General features: G+C 48.3%; 16 protein-coding genes. 10 read left to right on the forward strand and 6 right to left on the reverse strand.

The features are described from left to right. Positions 1 to 147: 147 nt before the first annotated feature. The 3 genes from PIL01S_RS05210 to PIL01S_RS29430 form a co-directional block, all read right to left on the reverse strand. Positions 148 to 435 carry a hypothetical protein gene (locus PIL01S_RS05210; RefSeq protein ID WP_076289792.1) on the reverse strand — a complete coding sequence of 96 codons (288 nt, stop codon included), beginning with the start codon at positions 433 to 435 and terminating at the stop codon, positions 148 to 150. Between the two features lie 96 nt (positions 436 to 531). Continuing rightward, on the reverse strand, positions 532 to 879 hold the full coding sequence (locus tag PIL01S_RS05215) for a YlbF/YmcA family competence regulator (RefSeq protein WP_095288137.1): 348 nt from the start codon (positions 877 to 879) through the stop codon (positions 532 to 534). An 80-nt stretch (positions 880 to 959) separates the two neighbouring features. Beyond that, on the reverse strand, positions 960 to 1,130 hold the full coding sequence (locus tag PIL01S_RS29430) for a hypothetical protein (RefSeq protein ID WP_164764169.1): 171 nt from the start codon (positions 1,128 to 1,130) through the stop codon (positions 960 to 962). Positions 1,131 to 1,158: 28 nt separating this feature from the next. Here PIL01S_RS29430 and PIL01S_RS05220 point away from each other — a divergent pair, with 28 nt between their 5' ends. The 5 genes from PIL01S_RS05220 to PIL01S_RS05240 are packed head-to-tail and all read left to right on the forward strand — an operon-like array spanning position 1,159 to position 7,519. Continuing rightward, a complete protein-coding gene (locus PIL01S_RS05220) occupies positions 1,159 to 2,526 on the forward strand; it encodes a YheC/YheD family endospore coat-associated protein (protein WP_127536533.1) in 1,368 nt (455 codons plus the stop codon). 30 nt (positions 2,527 to 2,556) lie between these two features. Further along, positions 2,557 to 3,747 (forward strand): YheC/YheD family endospore coat-associated protein, encoded by a 1,191-nt coding sequence (locus tag PIL01S_RS05225; RefSeq protein WP_127536534.1) that lies wholly within the window; start codon positions 2,557 to 2,559, stop codon positions 3,745 to 3,747. A 60-nt stretch (positions 3,748 to 3,807) separates the two neighbouring features. Continuing rightward, positions 3,808 to 5,181, forward strand: a complete 1,374-nt coding sequence (locus PIL01S_RS05230) for a YheC/YheD family endospore coat-associated protein (protein ID WP_095288141.1) — start codon at positions 3,808 to 3,810, stop codon at positions 5,179 to 5,181. Continuing rightward, positions 5,181 to 6,287 (forward strand): YheC/YheD family endospore coat-associated protein, encoded by a 1,107-nt coding sequence (locus PIL01S_RS05235; protein ID WP_127536535.1) that lies wholly within the window; start codon positions 5,181 to 5,183, stop codon positions 6,285 to 6,287. The genes PIL01S_RS05230 and PIL01S_RS05235 overlap by 1 nt, the downstream gene beginning before the upstream one ends. Before the next feature lie 35 nt (positions 6,288 to 6,322). Then, positions 6,323 to 7,519, forward strand: a complete 1,197-nt coding sequence (locus PIL01S_RS05240) for a YheC/YheD family endospore coat-associated protein (RefSeq protein WP_246058085.1) — start codon at positions 6,323 to 6,325, stop codon at positions 7,517 to 7,519. Between the two features lie 160 nt (positions 7,520 to 7,679). Here the strand turns inward: PIL01S_RS05240 and PIL01S_RS05245 are convergent, their stop codons facing one another. Then, entirely contained in the window at positions 7,680 to 8,366 is a 687-nt protein-coding gene (locus tag PIL01S_RS05245) for an HAD hydrolase-like protein (protein WP_095359022.1), read from the reverse strand. Between the two features lie 293 nt (positions 8,367 to 8,659). Between PIL01S_RS05245 and PIL01S_RS05250 the strand changes: the two genes are divergently transcribed. After that, positions 8,660 to 10,378: a methyl-accepting chemotaxis protein gene (locus PIL01S_RS05250; protein WP_127536536.1), complete on the forward strand. Its 1,719-nt coding sequence runs from the start codon at positions 8,660 to 8,662 to the stop codon at positions 10,376 to 10,378. Positions 10,379 to 10,523: 145 nt separating this feature from the next. Here PIL01S_RS05250 and PIL01S_RS05255 read toward each other — a convergent pair whose 3' ends face one another. Beyond that, complete coding sequence (locus PIL01S_RS05255; RefSeq protein WP_127536537.1) at positions 10,524 to 11,513, reverse strand: Gfo/Idh/MocA family protein; 990 nt, start codon at positions 11,511 to 11,513, stop codon at positions 10,524 to 10,526. A gap of 415 nt (positions 11,514 to 11,928) precedes the next feature. On the opposite strand from PIL01S_RS05255, the gene PIL01S_RS05260 reads away from it, so the two are divergent. The 4 genes from PIL01S_RS05260 to PIL01S_RS05275 all read left to right on the forward strand — a co-directional run bounded on the left by PIL01S_RS05260 (position 11,929) and on the right by PIL01S_RS05275 (position 15,521). Then, positions 11,929 to 13,560, forward strand: coding sequence for a thiamine pyrophosphate-binding protein (locus PIL01S_RS05260; RefSeq protein ID WP_127536538.1), 1,632 nt, complete (start codon positions 11,929 to 11,931; stop codon positions 13,558 to 13,560). An 11-nt stretch (positions 13,561 to 13,571) separates the two neighbouring features. After that, positions 13,572 to 13,940: a carboxymuconolactone decarboxylase family protein gene (locus PIL01S_RS05265; RefSeq protein ID WP_127536539.1), complete on the forward strand. Its 369-nt coding sequence runs from the start codon at positions 13,572 to 13,574 to the stop codon at positions 13,938 to 13,940. A 183-nt stretch (positions 13,941 to 14,123) separates the two neighbouring features. Next, positions 14,124 to 14,474 (forward strand): hypothetical protein, encoded by a 351-nt coding sequence (locus tag PIL01S_RS05270; protein ID WP_095288149.1) that lies wholly within the window; start codon positions 14,124 to 14,126, stop codon positions 14,472 to 14,474. Between the two features lie 54 nt (positions 14,475 to 14,528). After that, on the forward strand, positions 14,529 to 15,521 hold the full coding sequence (locus tag PIL01S_RS05275) for a 3-oxoacyl-[acyl-carrier-protein] synthase III C-terminal domain-containing protein (RefSeq protein ID WP_127536540.1): 993 nt from the start codon (positions 14,529 to 14,531) through the stop codon (positions 15,519 to 15,521). Between the two features lie 85 nt (positions 15,522 to 15,606). Here PIL01S_RS05275 and PIL01S_RS05280 read toward each other — a convergent pair whose 3' ends face one another. After that, entirely contained in the window at positions 15,607 to 16,176 is a 570-nt protein-coding gene (locus PIL01S_RS05280; protein WP_110821050.1) for a manganese catalase family protein, read from the reverse strand. Between the last annotated feature and the right edge of the window lie 79 nt (positions 16,177 to 16,255).

Below are 16,255 nucleotides of genomic sequence, written 5' to 3' on the forward strand. Positions count from 1 at the left end.
GTACTATTCTGTATCTATTATAACACGCTCCGAGGAAAATAACCCCATCCCCCCCCCTCTTCGTTTATCAACGCAAAAAGACCGATTCCCCTTCGGATTGAAGGATCATCGGTCTTCGGATTCTGTCCTGACGCCTTGATGCAAGGCTTATACAGACTTGCTCTGCTCCTGCTTGTCCACCAGCTTCATCTCCCACTGCCGCAGCTTGGCCCGGCGAACAGCTTCCAGTGCACGCTTCTTCTCTTCATCTACACCGAGAATGAAATGAAGGTGCGCACCAATGATTAATAGGGAGAACAGCACCCATACGATGCCAAAAATATTAACCCAGTCCATTCCACCAGCGAAGGAAATTCGCGGCAGCGCGATAACCAGCATTGACAGAGCGATAAGCAGATAGATCACATGTTTTGCCTTTTTCAACCTTTTCACCATACACAGCTCCTTCGTTCTTGATCGACTCTATATGTCTAGTCTATGAACGGGAACTGTGCAATATGAAAGATTCAGACAAATAACCTGTTAAACGTCTTACGCCTCAGCACCGCCATACAGATGGCCCAGGCTGTCAGCAATAATTTTGTTCACATCTTCAATGATCACGCTCAGACGACGCTCCGCATCAAATAGGCGACGGATGTTGAGATTCAGGCTCAGTACCTCAAACAGCTTCTCCATTTTCTCCATCTCGTCCGGTGCCGGCATGTCGCCGCTCATCATGCGCTGCTGCAATTCCATTTGTTGATCACGGAAGCTGTCCAGCATGCGTTTCGCCTCCGGGTCAGCTTCGATCAGCTTCATCGCGGAAGTAATTTCTTCCACCTCGCTGCTTTCTCTCAGTGCTTTGGCCAGATCATTGGCTTTGTCATAAATATTCACTATTATTCCTCCTCAATTTGGATTGTTCTGCTGCTATTCAATCATTCCCTCATTTTTCTCGTCGCAACGTTCACCCGTGTTTATACACGCATTTCTCTTCTCTCAAACAATGGCTGACCCAGACAGGTCATCGATTCCGAAGTCAAATCAATTGCATTTAATCCAAATGGGTCAATCACCAAGGGGTATATGTCCTCATATGATGAAGCACATGCCATGTTCAGATGCCGTTCAACTTCGAGATCAGACATCAAGTTGCCGCCCGGAAGGAGATCCGTGATGTCCACTAAAAAAGTAACGATTCAGGTTACCGGCTCGGGCATCCTGCAGGACGACGTCATCATGCTGGGCGAAGGGGTGCTCAAGGCCCTTAAAATCCCTTCGGGAAGGCCGCTTCAGCTTCAATTCGGCTCTTACCGCCGTGAAGTCACCGTTATTCCGGTTCCTAGATATGACGGCCTTCGCATCAATCAGACGGTAGCCAGCAAGACCGGCCTGGTTCCCCGTTCGGTCCTGAGTGTATCCTATCGTTCAGCCAGCCGTACGCTGCGCCTTGGACCCTTCATCAGTGTGCTGGTAAGCCAGGATTATCCCGATCAGCCCGATCGGCCCTTTGGCTCCATCACGATGTTCTGCCATGAGCTGGTGAAGGCCTGCCGTAAGCAGGGCGCCTATGTATCCTTTTTCACACCAGAGGATATCGGAGCGGTAACGGGTCATATTCAGGGCTGGGTGTATGATGACGGCTGGAAAAAGACGGTTCTGCCCATTGCAGACGTCGTCAATAACAGGCTGACATCCCGTAAGCTTGAGAACAAACCTAGCGTACAGCATTTCATGAAAGAAGTAAAATCTCTCTACGGCACACAAACCTTTAATGAAAAGTTCCTGGATAAAAATGAAGTGTTTGATGCCTTGAAGTCCATTACAACGCTCAAAAGGGTCCTGCCGGAGTCTCATCTGCTGAAGTCCTCTGCCACGCTCAAAACGATGTGCACCCGGTATCCGGTTGTATTTCTCAAGCCTGTGCGAGGTTCGCTTGGCAAAGGAATCATCCGGGTCTCCCGTCAAATTGACGGCAGTTTCCTTACACTCGCAACCAGTGTTGGGGGCACCCGCAAACAAACGTATACTTCCCTGGATAAACTCTATGCCAGTCTGTCCGGAAAAATGAAAACGACGCGATACCAGATCCAGCAAGGCCTGTCACTCATCGATAACAGCGGCAGGCCCGTCGACTTCCGTGCCCTCGTACAAAAAAACAGATCAGGCAAATGGAGTGTTACATCCATCGTGGCCCGTATTGCCGGAGGCAGCCACTATGTATCGAATCTAGCCCGCGGCGGAAGCCTCAGTACCGTTAAGGATGCTGTGGCCAAAACCCAGCTTCCTGGATCAGCCAAAGCCTCCGCTTTTGCCAATCTTCATACGGCAGCGCTCGACATTGCCAAAGGAATTGAGCATGCGATTCCAGCCCATTTCGGTGAACTTGGTATTGATCTTGCGATGGATACCACTGGTCGTGTCTGGCTGCTCGAGGTTAATTCGAAACCGTCCAAGAATGACAATACGCCACTGAGCGAGAGTAAAATCCGGCCCTCTGTCAAAGCCATGCTGGAATACTCCACGTATCTGGCCGGATTCTGAAGAGTGATCCATTACAGGAGGTGCATTTCGATGCCATCATCGCCGCAAACATCAACCATAGCCATCCTGGTCCGTGGTGCTGAGGGATCACCGCCGTTCTCGGATGAACTCTTTTGCCGTCGTCTCAGTTTGGAGAGTCATCGCTATAACTTGAATATCATCGTGCTGCCCATATCCGCTGATCGAGATAACCCTTTACCAGAAAAAGGATACATTTACCGTAACGAACAATGGAAAACAGCTCCTGTTCACGGGGTGCAGATGCTTATGGATCGCTGCCTGCTGCCACTTCCAAGGCGATGGAGACAGCAGCTTCATGAACTTGCTTTATCGGGCAGTGGGCACATCAGACCCTACTGGTCTGTTTCCCTGCCGGGTAAATGGAAAGTCCACCGGGCACTGTCTCGGGAAAAACAGCTGAGCGGCCTTCTCGTCCCTACCGTACTCCTTCAACCTCATGCTCCATGGGAGCAGTGGCTGAAACGATGGCCCAAGGGACTTTTCTTCAAGCCTGTTTCAGGAACCCATGGCAAGGAAACATTTCGTCTAACCCAAGAAAATGATACCCCCACCTGGGTTATTGAAGGCAGAGATCAGGACAATGAACGTTTTCAGCGTAGATTTTATACACCTCATGCGCTCTCAACCTGGCTTGAATCCAAGATTTCCAGTCGCCGGATGATCATGCAGCCATATCTGGACCTGAGTCATAATGGGCATCCATTCGACATCCGTGCCCTGGTGCAAAAAAACAAACACGGACGCTGGACCCTGACGGGATGCATGGTTCGTGAGGGTGCCGAAGGCTCCCTTACCTCCAATTTGCATGGCGGAGGAAAGGCCTATCCAGCTCACTCTTATCTTATGAATCGATACGGGAGTATGCGTGCCAACACCATTCAAGAAGGGATCCATCATGCTGCTGCTCTAATCCCTCCCTTGCTGGAGGGTCAATTCGGCAGACTTGCTGAATTGGGACTGGATTTTGGAGCAGATTCGACAGGTCGTCTCTGGCTGCTTGAGGTCAATTCGAAGCCAGGGCGCTCTTCATTCGCAGAGGCAGGCGATCGACACATGCAGACACTGACATACACCCAGCCGCTTGCCTATGCTCGTTATTTGCTGCAACAACATGTTCTCACGGACGTCGTTCGTCCAATGAAAATGCCGAATACATCCAGCACAGCTGGCCTGAAACCCATCCCGATTCAAGGCGGCTAGGCCCGCAGCGCCCGCTTGCCATGGAGCCGAAGGATTTTTTTCAGGATAGGAGGATAAATCATGAGTTTGACCTTTTGCAATCTGCATTTTACGCAGCAACCGGATAAAGTGGTTTATGTATCCAACGCATTAATGAAAAGTCTGAATCTATCCGGCAAAAAAACGATACATCTGCGGTTTGGGCGAGACCGGGTGCCTGCAACCATCAAACCGATCAAGAAGGCAGGGAAACATCTCTATCTCGCCTCGGGCATACGCAATCTGATGAACGTTCCCAAGCGGGGCAGCATCTATCTGCGCAACCTGCAAAATGATGAAGTCCAGCTCGGTCCACTAATTGGAGTATTGTCCGATGGACCTGCAACGAGCTCGAATCCGTTTGGCTCCCGTACCGGGTTCATCAAGCAATTGCTCCGGGAAGGCAGCCGTAAATCCTATATCTATGCGTTCACTCCAAGGGATATTAACTGGCAGAATGAAACGGTATCCGGTTTTTTTCTGAACGAAAATGGAAGCTTTGTTCGGAAAACGGTCCCTTTGCCAGACGTCGTGTACAACAGGTTACCCAGCCGCCGTTCCGATTTCTCGCCTGCCATCAATCAACTGAGGGAACGGTTTGTCCGTCGTAAGATCCCATTTTTCAACTGGAGCTTTTTCAATAAATCGGACATCTACAAGCTGCTGGAGAATGATCCTGAAGCAGGTAGATATATTCCAGAATCGATCACCAATCCGACTGTCGAACAAATGAGAGAAATGCTGGAACGACACCAGTTTGTATATTACAAGCCGACGGCGGGAAGTCTCGGTAACGGAATTTATCGGTTGACCTATTCGCCCAAACGCGGATATTTCGCACGCTACCGGAAGAAAGGCGGCAATGCCCTCCTACGCTTCGGTTCATTCAACGGCCTAATGCGCATGCTTCAGGGCAGGCATGGAAAACAGCTGCGAGGCTACGTCGTACAGCAGGGCATCCGGCTCATTGAGATCGATGAGTGTCCGATTGATTTTCGCTTCCATATGCACAAAAACGGGAGCAATCAATGGGTCGTCGTCGGTATCGGTGCCAAGAAGGCTGGTCGGGGCAGCGTGACTACCCACATCAAAAACGGCGGCTCCCTGATGACCCCTGAACAGGCGCTCAGCCGTAACTTCGGCGAACGTGCGGGAGAAGTGCTGCAGCAGGCCAAATCCGTCGCTATTACACTGGCCCAGGCGATTGAAACCCAGCACCAGCATCTGATTGGTGAGATTGGCTTTGATCTGGGCATTGATCAGGAGGAACATGTATGGATGTTCGAAGCAAACGCCAAACCCGGGCGCTCCATCTTCCGTCACCCTTCACTCCGGGTGGAGGGAAAATCATCGGTGGAGCACATTTTGGAACACTGCCTGTATTTGAGCAAATTCCGGAAGAGGGACGGCATTTGATGAGCCTTCATGATGATTTCAAACCTGTCATTGCCGTGTTGACCATGCACGACGACCACCGGGGATTCAGGGGAAACCATCAAAATTTTCTGGACATTATACAGACAGGCGAAAACATGGGTTATCAGGTGTATATCGTCACTGTAAGAGATCTGAACGTGAGCGGTCCTACGGTTAAGGGCTATACGTACAACAAAGGGAGCGGAAAATGGACTTCACAGTCCTTCCCTCTCCCTCATGTGCTGTACAATCGCATTCCCTATCGGGAAGATGAGCGAAAGCCTTCCGTTCAGCGAAAAATTGAGGAATGCAAGCAATCGGGGATTGAGCTGTATAATCCGTTTTTCTTCAATAAATGGGATCTGTTCGAATGGCTGAAGAAGTCCAAATCTACCCAGCACCTGATCCCTCATACACGCCGGATGCGAAGTGCTACTACGCTGGGTACGGTGCTGCGGGCATTTCCCTATCTCTATCTGAAGCCGGAGAGCGGAAAAGCGGGAAAAGGCATTATGATGCTGAAGTTTCAGGAAAAGGAACGTCTGCCGTTCCGGCTCAGAATACAAAGCTCCCGAAAGAGCACCACGTATAAGGCAGCAACACTTGCGAAGTTATGGTCTCGTATTCGCCGGGAAACCGGGCATACACCTTATATCATGCAGCAAGGAATCGAACTTGCCTCATCCCGCAAACGCCCCTTCGATCTACGCGTTCTGGTACAGAAGAATGGCAAAGGACAGTGGAGTGTAACAGGGGTGGGTGCAAGACTGGCGGGTTCACGAAGCATTACAACCCACGTTCCACGCGGAGGCAGCGTCGAAGATCCCGAGAAGCTTCTTACCGAACTGTTCGGGGAAGAAACAACAACTGCACTAATGAAAAAAGTCAGATCGACATCATTAACGATCGCCCGTCAGGTTGAACGAGGCTCTGGCCACACGCTTGGGGAGATGTCTATGGACCTTGGCATCGATGATCTCGGAGAAATCTGGTTCTTCGAAGCCAATGCGAAACCGATGAAATTCGATGAACCCCAGATTCGTAAAAAGTCATTGGAACGCATTTTCCAATATAGCGCCTATCTGGCCCGCCAGTCCAAACGATAATGGAAAGGAATAACAGCTAAAGAAGGTGATTGTTTGTGTCCTCACCTGTTCTAGGCATTATGACGTTGTACTTAAACGAACATCGCGCCTTGGAAGAACGGAGCATCTACCGCAGAATGATCCTTGAAGGACGCAAGCGGGGACTCGACATTTACGTGTTCACACCTGCGGATGTACATCCCGGTGGCAAACAGATCGAGGCGATGGTCTTCCATTCGGAAAAGGGATGGTCCAGGGAATGGCGCCCATTTCCGGACATGATCTTCGACCGCTGCCGCATACAGCGAAATCGCAGATTCCAGCAGCTGCTCGCCTTTCGCGAGAAATACGGGCACATGCTTTTCCTAAACCGGCCGCTTCGCAATAAATGGACCATACATCAGACCCTCTCGGCAAGATCCGCCTTTCGTGAACATTTGCCGGAGACCGTTCTGTTCCAGGATATGTCTGATGTCAATCGAATGCTTAAAGCTTCTTCGCTGATCTATTTGAAGCCCATAAACGGAACAGGCGGACGTGGAATCCTGCGGATCGAACGCAACAGTAGCGACACTAACATGGTCCTTGTCCAGGGACGTGATCAGAAACGGCGTATCATTACCCCGCGCAAGGTCCATTTATCAAGGCTCGGTTCTCTGCTCCAGCATTGGAACATGAAAGATAAATATTTGGTTCAGGAAGGTATTCAGCTCCAGCTCCCAAATGGCCGTGTACACGATTATCGCATGCTTGTACAGAAGAATGGCGAGGGAGAATGGGAGCTGACCGGCTGTGCTGGGCGCATGGGAGCTGAGAAGAGTGTAACATCGAATCTGCATGGCGGCGGTCAGGCTGTTCCCATGCACCGATTGATGAAACAATGGATCACCGATGAGGAACTGAGGGATGAGATTAATGCCACAGCCGAGAAACTCGGCATTTCAGTGGCCTCATTCCTGGAAGATACGTACGGTGATCTGTGTGAGCTTGCTCTGGACTTGGCGATTGACAAGGATGGCCGCATCTTCCTGCTTGAAGTGAATCCCAAACCGGCACGAGAGGTATTTGCACGGATTGGTGAGCGGAATATCTATTACAAAGCAATTACTCAGCCACTGGAGTATGCTCTCTGGGTGTACCGCAACCGGACAGTTAGTACTCCGAACAAGGTGAAAGTAACCAAACCAGTAACCAAACCAGTAACCGGTAAGACCACCGTAGCCCGGAGGTCCCGGAAATCAAGATTAAAGTAGCCGTTTCACTTTGGATTCGGCCTCCATGCATCTTAAATCGATACTCATTGCATATCAAAGAGCCTTTATCTCTTCCACGCCCGTTTAACAGGCTTCGGAGATAAAGGCTCTTCCGGTTTTGAACGCTGATTCAGATCAGTTCTAGATGTAGTGCTGCTTGCTATTCAGCTTCTCTGTATAGACGAGTAAGCTCGGTAAAGTCAGAGATTAATACATCTGATCCAGCAAGTTCTTCATCACGACCGAAGCCGGCATATGCACAGCCAATGACAGTCTGTCCATTCATTTTTCCTGCTTCAACGTCGGACGAGCGGTCTCCTACCATCCAGGCATCCTGAATCCGGTGTTTTTCGAGGAGTATTTGTACCAGGTTTACCTTGGAAGGTGTCTTGTATTGTCCTGCACTGTATACGCCTTCGAATAAAGGCATAATCTCGTGTGCAAACGCAACCCCTTTGACATAGTCCTCCAGTCCATTACTCGCAACAAACAAACGAACACCTTGTTCCTTGAGGGCTTGAAGCGTCTCTTTTACATGCGGGTAAAGTTGGGAACTTCCCTGGTCAAGTCCCTCGATTTCCAATTGAAGCAGCAATTCATCCGCACGACGATGTGCCGCTTCAGAAGCTTCCGGCATGACCACTTTCCATATATCTTCGAGCAGCATACCCAAGCTTCCCAGCATCCGTTCCTCGGGAGGTGTCTCCCCTTCGAAATGTCCTTCGGCACGCAGTGTATCAAAAAGCTTTTGATAAGCAGGCAACAGCAGGGTCTCTGTCTGGAACAACGTTCCGTCCATATCAAAAATCATCGCTTCCGGTTTTCGCAATACAGTCTCTTTACTCATTTCCAGGATTCGTTCCTTTCGGATTGAAATATGTAATCAGCATCATACCCTTTCCATGATAAACAAAAACGTTTGGCAGTGTAAACCAAACACTGTAAAAGGTTTATTCGGTCATGCTTCATGTGTCGATACAAACTATATACAAAATATAAACGAACTATGTACAAACTTACTTTCATAACGTATAATACTGAAAAATAGTTCTTAAGACTCCCGATCCATAAGTCCTGTAAGTTGCCTTTTTTCAAGTTTTTTCGACAAATACATATAACCAAAAGAAAGGAAAAGGAATCATGAAGAAACGGAGAACATTCAAAATTTTTTATAAAATCGGGCTGGGTTACCTGCTTGTATTGGCGGTACTAGCTGGAAGCATTTTACTGATTCAGAACAGTATTGGTCAGCTGCAGGAAGAACTGGATTATCTCGTCGATCACGACATGAAAGTGCATTCCTTGACGTATGAATTGGAGAAAAACATGGTGGATATGGAGACTGGACAGCGTGGTTACGTGATCACTGGACAGGAAAGTTACCTGGAGCCGTATATATCGGGAAAAGAGCAGCTAATCGAGCTCAAGGAGCAGTTAGCCGGCCTTATCTCCAATAACCCGGCTCAACTGACATTATTGCAAGATATACATAGCTCCATGAATGATTGGATTCAAGTGGCCGGAGAGCCGGTTGTCTCCCTGCGTCAGGCTAATAATCTGGATGCCATCCGTCAGTTTTTTGCAACAGATCCAGGCAAAGCAGATATGGACGAGATCCGCAGTTCCCTAATTACTTTCCGGAACAACGAACTGGCTTTGACAGAATCACGTACAGAAGCATTAAAACAGAAAAACACGATCCTGAACTGGGAACTCTACGGAGCTCTAATTCTTGTTGCCCTTATATCCATCTTTGCGGCATTCATTTTGTCCCGTGCCATTGTCAAAAACATTCGTACTGTTAACCATGCGCTGAATGACATCGGTTCCTCCAATGGTGACCTGACCCTGCGCATCGCTACCCCAATGAGGGATGAGACAAGAGAACTCGCCGAGTCTGCGAATACGATGCTGTTTGGTTTGCAGCAAATGATGCTGGACATCCAGCGCAATGCCACTGTTCTTAGCACCGCATCGGATCGTATGGATAAAGGTGTGGCAGACAGCCACCTGGCCAGTAAAGAAGTAGCCACAGCCATGGAACGAGTAGCTGAAGGGGCAGATGAGCAGGTTGCTCTTACCCAAACGATGGTCGCTGCAGTGCAACAATCCCAGACCGGACTCAGCCGGGTGGCCGCATCTGCTGCAGACGTGGCTGAACGGGCGGTACGCACCGAATCCATAGCCATCGATGGGCAGCAGCGTATTGACAATGCGGTTGGCAAAATGGGAGTTATTGAGCAATCCTTCTTCTCTGTACAGGAAGCCATTAATGATATTTCCAAGATGTCTGACCAAGTCATTAATATTGCGGATGCCATGTCAGGGATCGCGAGACAAACCAATCTGCTAGCATTGAATGCCGGAATTGAGGCTGCACGCGCAGGAGAAAATGGACGCGGCTTCGCAGTTGTCGCAGCAGAGATTCGCAACCTTGCGGACCAAAGCGCAACATCTGCCAAGGAAATTACAAGCATATTGGAAACTGTGGTCGCAGGTGTTCATAGCACAGTGGATGTTGTGGATGAGAGCACGGTTCATGTTAATGAGGGACTGCGAACCATCGAGGACGCAGGCCATGCCTTTGCCAATATTACACAACATATACATGACCTTAGCGGTCAAATGATGGATGTATCCGCGGTGGTTGAAGAGCTCACTACGGGCAGTGAAGCTGTCATGAACTCCATTAACGAAGTATCGATCGTTGTGGAAGATACTGCATCCGCTACGGAGGAAGTATCCGCTATGACCGAAGAACAGCTTGCCTCCCTGCAGGAAATGAGTGATACTTCCAAACAGCTGAATCAAATGTCCGATGCACTCGACGAACTGGTAAAACGATTCAAGCTGGCTTAACCGTGTGATTACAACAGCTAAAACAAAAAAAGCAGCTTCCACTTAAGGCAGCTGCTCTTTTTGTATAATTTATTTCTGCAAGAGTATAAAATAGTTAAGCAGATTGTTGCTTTCAGCATCTAATCCAAGACGGCAACACTACCGACTAGCGGCTGATCTGGATCGTGTTCCCCTCCGGATTACGCAGAGCTTCCAACACCAACTGGGCACGGTATCCATCGTTAAAATCATAGATTTTCGCCGGCTGTCCCTGAATACGAGCAATGACATGCTTGATAACTGGCAGCTCTCCCATCGATTCATCTACCTCTACGGGTGCAAGCGGCTGGCCAACTGGCCCCATCATCAGTTCTTCCCAGTTCTCCAGAGCGATCGTGCCTTCAGTTCCGTAAACGACCATGGATACTCGTTCCTTACCTGCAAAATGAGCCATTCCATTAAGCTGAATACGAGTTCCGTCCTCCAGCTTCATTACAGCCTGTACCTCATGTTCACATTCTTCCGCATTATCGGGGTACTGGACTTCGCTGCTTACCTCTGTAATTGGGCCAAACACATGCTGTATCATATGGATCCAGTGGATGCCCACTTCAAGGATAAAGCCCCCCTGCTCACGGCTTGAAATCCATGAATTCTGCTGCCATGCACGCGGCCACTGAGGGAATTGCAGAATCAGCTCTATTTTGCGAATCGCACCTATGCTGCGCTGCTCCACCAGTTCCTGCAGCTTCATTACAGAAGGTTCATGAGGCATGGAGAAATGAATGGCATGAATTACCCCTGCCTGCTCCGCGGCCTCAAGCATCTCTCTCGCCTCTTCTGTACTGTTCGCCAGGGGTTTCTCGCAAAACACATGGATCTTCCGCTTTAAAGCCTCCATGACGACAGGATAATGAAATTTAGGCGGTACTGCAATGTACAATAGATCAATTTCATGTTCATCCAGCAGCTGCATGTAATCGCTATATGCGCTAATTTCTGCATGGGATTCAGTAAAGTTCCTAAGCGATTCATCGTGTGCTTCACATACGGCTACAAGCTTAATACTTCCATTCAGCTCTGCTTGCTCCGCCTGTTGAATCATATGTAAACCCATCTTTCCTAACCCGATCACAGCCATTTTTAATAGTGTCACTATGTCTCCTCCAATCTGATTTCCATTATAACAGAAGTTAAATGGGGTCCGTTTTCTTGCGTTAACATGCAAAGAAAAGCATATAGCTCAATGCTTATAATCAATTAAAGGTTACGTCTATATCTGATGTCCTCATTTTACATATAATGTAAAGCATCCTCATTAGGGCATTGGTTGCAGGAATATATAACCATTTCATTTTCCTATATCCATTAAGCAGTTAAGCGTTACCAACTTAAGAATCAGGTACTTTTGCTTATAAAAATAAGTTGACAAAAAACCACATAAAAAGATAACCTTCGTATTAACAAGGATATATTTCCTTTTACAACCTTAGACAAGCACTTGCATTCGAAAAAAATTGGATTATACCCTATGGGTCTTAAAACCTATTTTATGAAGCGAGGTGTCCCGCATGAAAACCGTTGCGGACTATTTAGCAGAAACGCTGCACAAGCTTGGTGTTACTCACGTCTTCGGTATTATTGGAAAATCGATATGCCCTGCTGTTCTGAAGATGGTGGACCACGGCCTAGAGTTCATACCAGGTCGCCACGAATCCAGTTCAGGATTTGCAGCAGCTGGTTACGCTCTCCAAACCGGAAGGCTGGGTGTTGCATTCGCGACTTCAGGTCCGGGTGGAACCAATCTTTTAACCGCTGCAGCTCATGCCAAAGCCAATAACCTTCCGGTGTTGTTTATTACCGGGCATCAATCCATTCAGGAATTAGGCATTCCACAGTGCCAGGACTCTTCCTCCTATCTGGCCGATCTCGCAGAGATGTTCAAACCCGCTACGTTATTCAGCAAACTGGTGGAGCGTGGCGACCACTTCGGCACATTGCTCAATCATGCTCTCTCCATTGCACTTGGCCCGAACAAAGGTCCGGTTCATCTGTGTCTACCCTTTGACGTTCAGACCGAACTGCTTGCTGAATGCCGAATTGTCATGCCTGAACCCGAGCCTCTAATTAGCATCTCTAACCTTAATCGAATTCTTCCCCTTCTTCACAAGTCCAGTCACCCATTAATTATCGCAGGCAAAGGTGTCAATCGAGCCAGAGCTCATGACGAGCTATTGCAGCTTGCAGAACAATTTCAAATTCCTGTCATCACGACGCCCGGTGGGAAAGGTGCTATCGCCTGGAACCATCCGTTATATCATGGACCTTGTGGTGTCGGGGGCTTCCCCCATGCCGATGAATTGCTCAACCAAAGTGACCTCTATATCGTGCTTGGGTCGCGGCTGAGTGACATGACGATCTGCAATCTCAAACCGGAGAATCATCCTGAACATCTCATTCAGTTCGATTCGGATCCTGCCTTTGTCGGTAAAATACTCCACTCACAAACCTTACATATTACTGGCGATCTAAAAGACAATCTGCAGTTTCTGCTGGGTACCCTGGCCGAATATGAAGCTCCCGAGAGAGAGTCGACGGCAGTAGACTATACGGTCCCCCTGCCAATGCTGCCTAACCTCTCCCTTGCATCGATTTTGGATGAATTGAGCGATATGCTGCCGTATGATCATACCTTATTTGTTGATGACGGAAGTCACGGCTTCCATGCTGTTCAGCGTTATAAAGTGAAGAAACCTGGCAGTTTTGTATTTGACGCATACTTCGCCTGTATGGGAAATGCCATTGGTATGGCGATCGGCGCCAAGGCAGCAGCACCAGACGAGACGATCGTCTGTATAACAGGCGACGGATGCTTCATGATGCTCGGAGCCGAAATCAATACCGCTGTATGCCACAATCTGCCGGTCATCTTCATCGTAGTGAATAATAAACAGCTGGATATGGCGCTCAAAGGCATGCAAAAAACAACAGGCCGGATCGACGGGACCTTGTTTGAAGTGCCTATGGATGCGTCGAAGTTTGCTGAAGCTCTCGGAGCAGCCGCATTTCGGGCAGAAACACATGGCGAGTTCACCGCTGCACTCAAGGCAGCACAAGAACTGAAACAAGTCGCTGTAATCGAGCTGTTGACGGATCGCGATGAGATTCCGCCTACGGCCCATCGTACCGTGAATTTGAACTAGGAGGAGCAAAAATGAGTGAGCAGGTTGTTCAGGGGCTGGAGCGTTTCGCTAATCTTTCTGGAGAGTACGGAGCCAAAGCCTTGGCCCCCATCAAGGAACACTTTCCCGAGCTGGCAGAATTCATTATGGGTACAGCTTACGGAGACATTTTCGGGCGCACCAGCATTTCGGATCAATGGAAAGAAGTTGCCGTTATCTCCTCACTAATTACACAAGGGCAGTTTGAACAACTGGGTGTTCATTATGTTATGGCACTTCGTGTTGGAGTAACTGTGGAGGAGCTCAAAGGAATTCTGCTGCATTTGGCACCTTGTGTAGGGGCGCCGCGTATTATTAGTGCATTTAACGTCCTACTTGCGACGCTAAACGAAATCCAATAATTAACTATTCTACATTTTTATACACGATTCGACTTTATTCTTGATCTCATTACATCTACGCCTTTATAATATGGGTAAATTATCCTCGATCTCAGCTTACATCGTAGAAGCCAGTAACGGTGGCGATAACACCTTGTCCCTGGTAGCAGGATAGCCTAACTCATTTAAAGGAGAGAGACAATTATGGGAAGCTTTATACTCAAGACTGACGTTCCAAACAAGGTGCTTAACATTGAACTGGAGGGATCTTTCTCTCAAGAAGATGGATTGCGTTCCATCTCGGCTTATCAGGATACGATTGCTCCTATTGACCCAACGGAATATGAACTGCGTATCGACTGCAAAAAGCTGAATGTCACCGCTCCGGAAATTGTACCTCTGCTCGAAGGCTGCCTGGCTCTATTCAAAAAGGACGGCTTCAAAAAGGTTGTACTCACACTTGAAAATAATGCCATTTTGAAAATGCAGTTGTCCAGGCTTGGACGTGCTGTCGGACTGGACAACCTCGAAATTATATCTACCGTTACCACCTAATAAATCAGGCGGACAAGTTGTGGATTCACCCGTCCGCTCAAGAGGAGAATGAAGATGGCCGGGATTCGTATTGTGGATATGGATATTTATCATCCAGCGCACCAGGTGGACAATGACTTTTACATTGAACATTTTGATGCGAGAGGGGTAGATATTCGGGGATTGTTAAAAGCGCTTGGGCGTGATAAGCGTTACAAAATTAACAACGATGACGAGAACTCACTAAGCATGGCTTATGAGGCAGCCAGTAACCTTTTGGAAAAGACCGGACTGACCGGGGCGGATATCGACCTGATTGCCTATGCAAGTCAAACGCCGGAATACATTTTCCCTACGAATTCCTTAATGATTCATCGTTTAATTAATGGTGCATCCCATACCATCTGTATCGACAGCAACGCCAATTGTGCCGGAATGACGGCAGCCTTTGAACAGGTGAGCAGGCAGATGCTGGGGAATCCCCGAATTCGAAGAGCACTGATTATCGGTTCAGATTATGTAGCCCCGCACGCGAGTCCAGATGATCCTGTCTACTATGCTAATTTTGGCGATGCAGCAGCGGCTGTCATCATAGAACGCGACGAACAGGCTACCGGATTCATTGATTCTATCTATCAAACGGATACCTGTGTGTACGGTAATTCCCTCTTTCCTGCAGAAGGGCTAGCGAAACTGGGTCAGACCGGGGTGGATGCAGGAGCTTTTCATGTAAAATTCACACCGTTTGATGATTCGATCTGCGTCGATGCCGCTTCTGAATCTATTCTTACACTGTTAGGACGTAACGAGATTGCAGCAGATCAGATCAAAGCAGCCTGCTTCTCCCAGTTATCCATCGGTAATATTCGTGCGGTATCGGAGAACATTGGGATCGCTAATGATGTTGCCGTCTACATTGGAGACGAATTCGGCTATACTTCAACCAGCAGTCCTTTTATTGCCTTGCATCGAGCCATAACCTCAGGTCAGGTCGAGCGTGGTGATAAAGTATTGTTCTGGACGGTCGGAGCCGGGTGGCAAAATGTTGCCATGGTGGTCGAATACTAAGCTGGTCCTCAAACCAAAAGAAGGATGTCCTTTTTCACTTTAAGGGACATCCTTCTTTTTAATATGTGCAAGGAAGGTTGCATGATTAGAAGATCTTCTTGGTTTCCCGATCATCCTTCAGGATCTCGACCGCCTCACGGAAACGAAGCGAATGCACAATCTCCCGTTCCCGCAGAAACTTCAGGCTATCCTGCAGATCCACATCATCCGTCAGATCAATTAACCATTGATATGTAGCCCTAGCCTTCTCTTCCGCAGCAATATCTTCATACAGATCTGCAATAGGGTCACCCTTTGCTTGGATGTAGGTTGCAGTGAAAGGCACACCTGCGGCATTACTGTAAAAGAGTGCCTTGTCATGGTTCACATAGTGAGCATCCAGGCCTGCCTTCTCCAGCTGTTCAATGGTTGCATCCTTGGTTAGTTTGTAGATCATTGTTGCGATCATCTCAAGATGGGCAAATTCCTCTGTAGCGATGTCATTCAACAGACCGATAATTTTGTCCGGAATGGTATATCGCTGATTCATATACCGAAGGGCTGCAGCCAGTTCCCCGTCTGCTCCACCATACTGTTCCATCAGCAATTTGGCCATATGAGGATCACATTTACTTACCCTAACAGGATATTGCAGCTTTTTCTCGTATACCCACATGTTGGACGATCCCTCCTTCAAAAATGTGAACTGAATGTGATCCAATTTGGATAGTTGATACTTCCACTTCCCGGGTATC

The sequence above is a fragment of the Paenibacillus illinoisensis NBRC 15959 genome (assembly GCF_004000925.1).
In the GTDB taxonomy this organism is placed as follows: Bacteria; Bacillota; Bacilli; order Paenibacillales; family Paenibacillaceae; genus Paenibacillus; species Paenibacillus illinoisensis.

Excerpts from the sequence above, each read along its gene's own strand:
- PIL01S_RS05210 (WP_076289792.1), bottom strand. The coding sequence starts at position 435 with ATGGTGAAAAGGTTGAAAAAGGCAAAACATGTGATCTATCTGCTTATC.
- PIL01S_RS29430 (WP_164764169.1), bottom strand. The coding sequence starts at position 1,130 with ATGTCTGATCTCGAAGTTGAACGGCATCTGAACATGGCATGTGCTTCA.
- PIL01S_RS05220 (WP_127536533.1), top strand. The coding sequence starts at position 1,159 with ATGTCCACTAAAAAAGTAACGATTCAGGTTACCGGCTCGGGCATCCTG.
- PIL01S_RS05225 (WP_127536534.1), top strand. The coding sequence starts at position 2,557 with ATGCCATCATCGCCGCAAACATCAACCATAGCCATCCTGGTCCGTGGT.
- PIL01S_RS05230 (WP_095288141.1), top strand. The coding sequence starts at position 3,808 with ATGAGTTTGACCTTTTGCAATCTGCATTTTACGCAGCAACCGGATAAA.
- PIL01S_RS05235 (WP_127536535.1), top strand. The coding sequence starts at position 5,181 with ATGAGCCTTCATGATGATTTCAAACCTGTCATTGCCGTGTTGACCATG.
- PIL01S_RS05245 (WP_095359022.1), bottom strand. The coding sequence starts at position 8,366 with ATGAGTAAAGAGACTGTATTGCGAAAACCGGAAGCGATGATTTTTGAT.
- PIL01S_RS05250 (WP_127536536.1), top strand. The coding sequence starts at position 8,660 with ATGAAGAAACGGAGAACATTCAAAATTTTTTATAAAATCGGGCTGGGT.
- PIL01S_RS05260 (WP_127536538.1), top strand. The coding sequence starts at position 11,929 with ATGAAAACCGTTGCGGACTATTTAGCAGAAACGCTGCACAAGCTTGGT.
- PIL01S_RS05265 (WP_127536539.1), top strand. The coding sequence starts at position 13,572 with ATGAGTGAGCAGGTTGTTCAGGGGCTGGAGCGTTTCGCTAATCTTTCT.
- PIL01S_RS05270 (WP_095288149.1), top strand. The coding sequence starts at position 14,124 with ATGGGAAGCTTTATACTCAAGACTGACGTTCCAAACAAGGTGCTTAAC.
- PIL01S_RS05275 (WP_127536540.1), top strand. The coding sequence starts at position 14,529 with ATGGCCGGGATTCGTATTGTGGATATGGATATTTATCATCCAGCGCAC.
- PIL01S_RS05280 (WP_110821050.1), bottom strand. The coding sequence starts at position 16,176 with ATGTGGGTATACGAGAAAAAGCTGCAATATCCTGTTAGGGTAAGTAAA.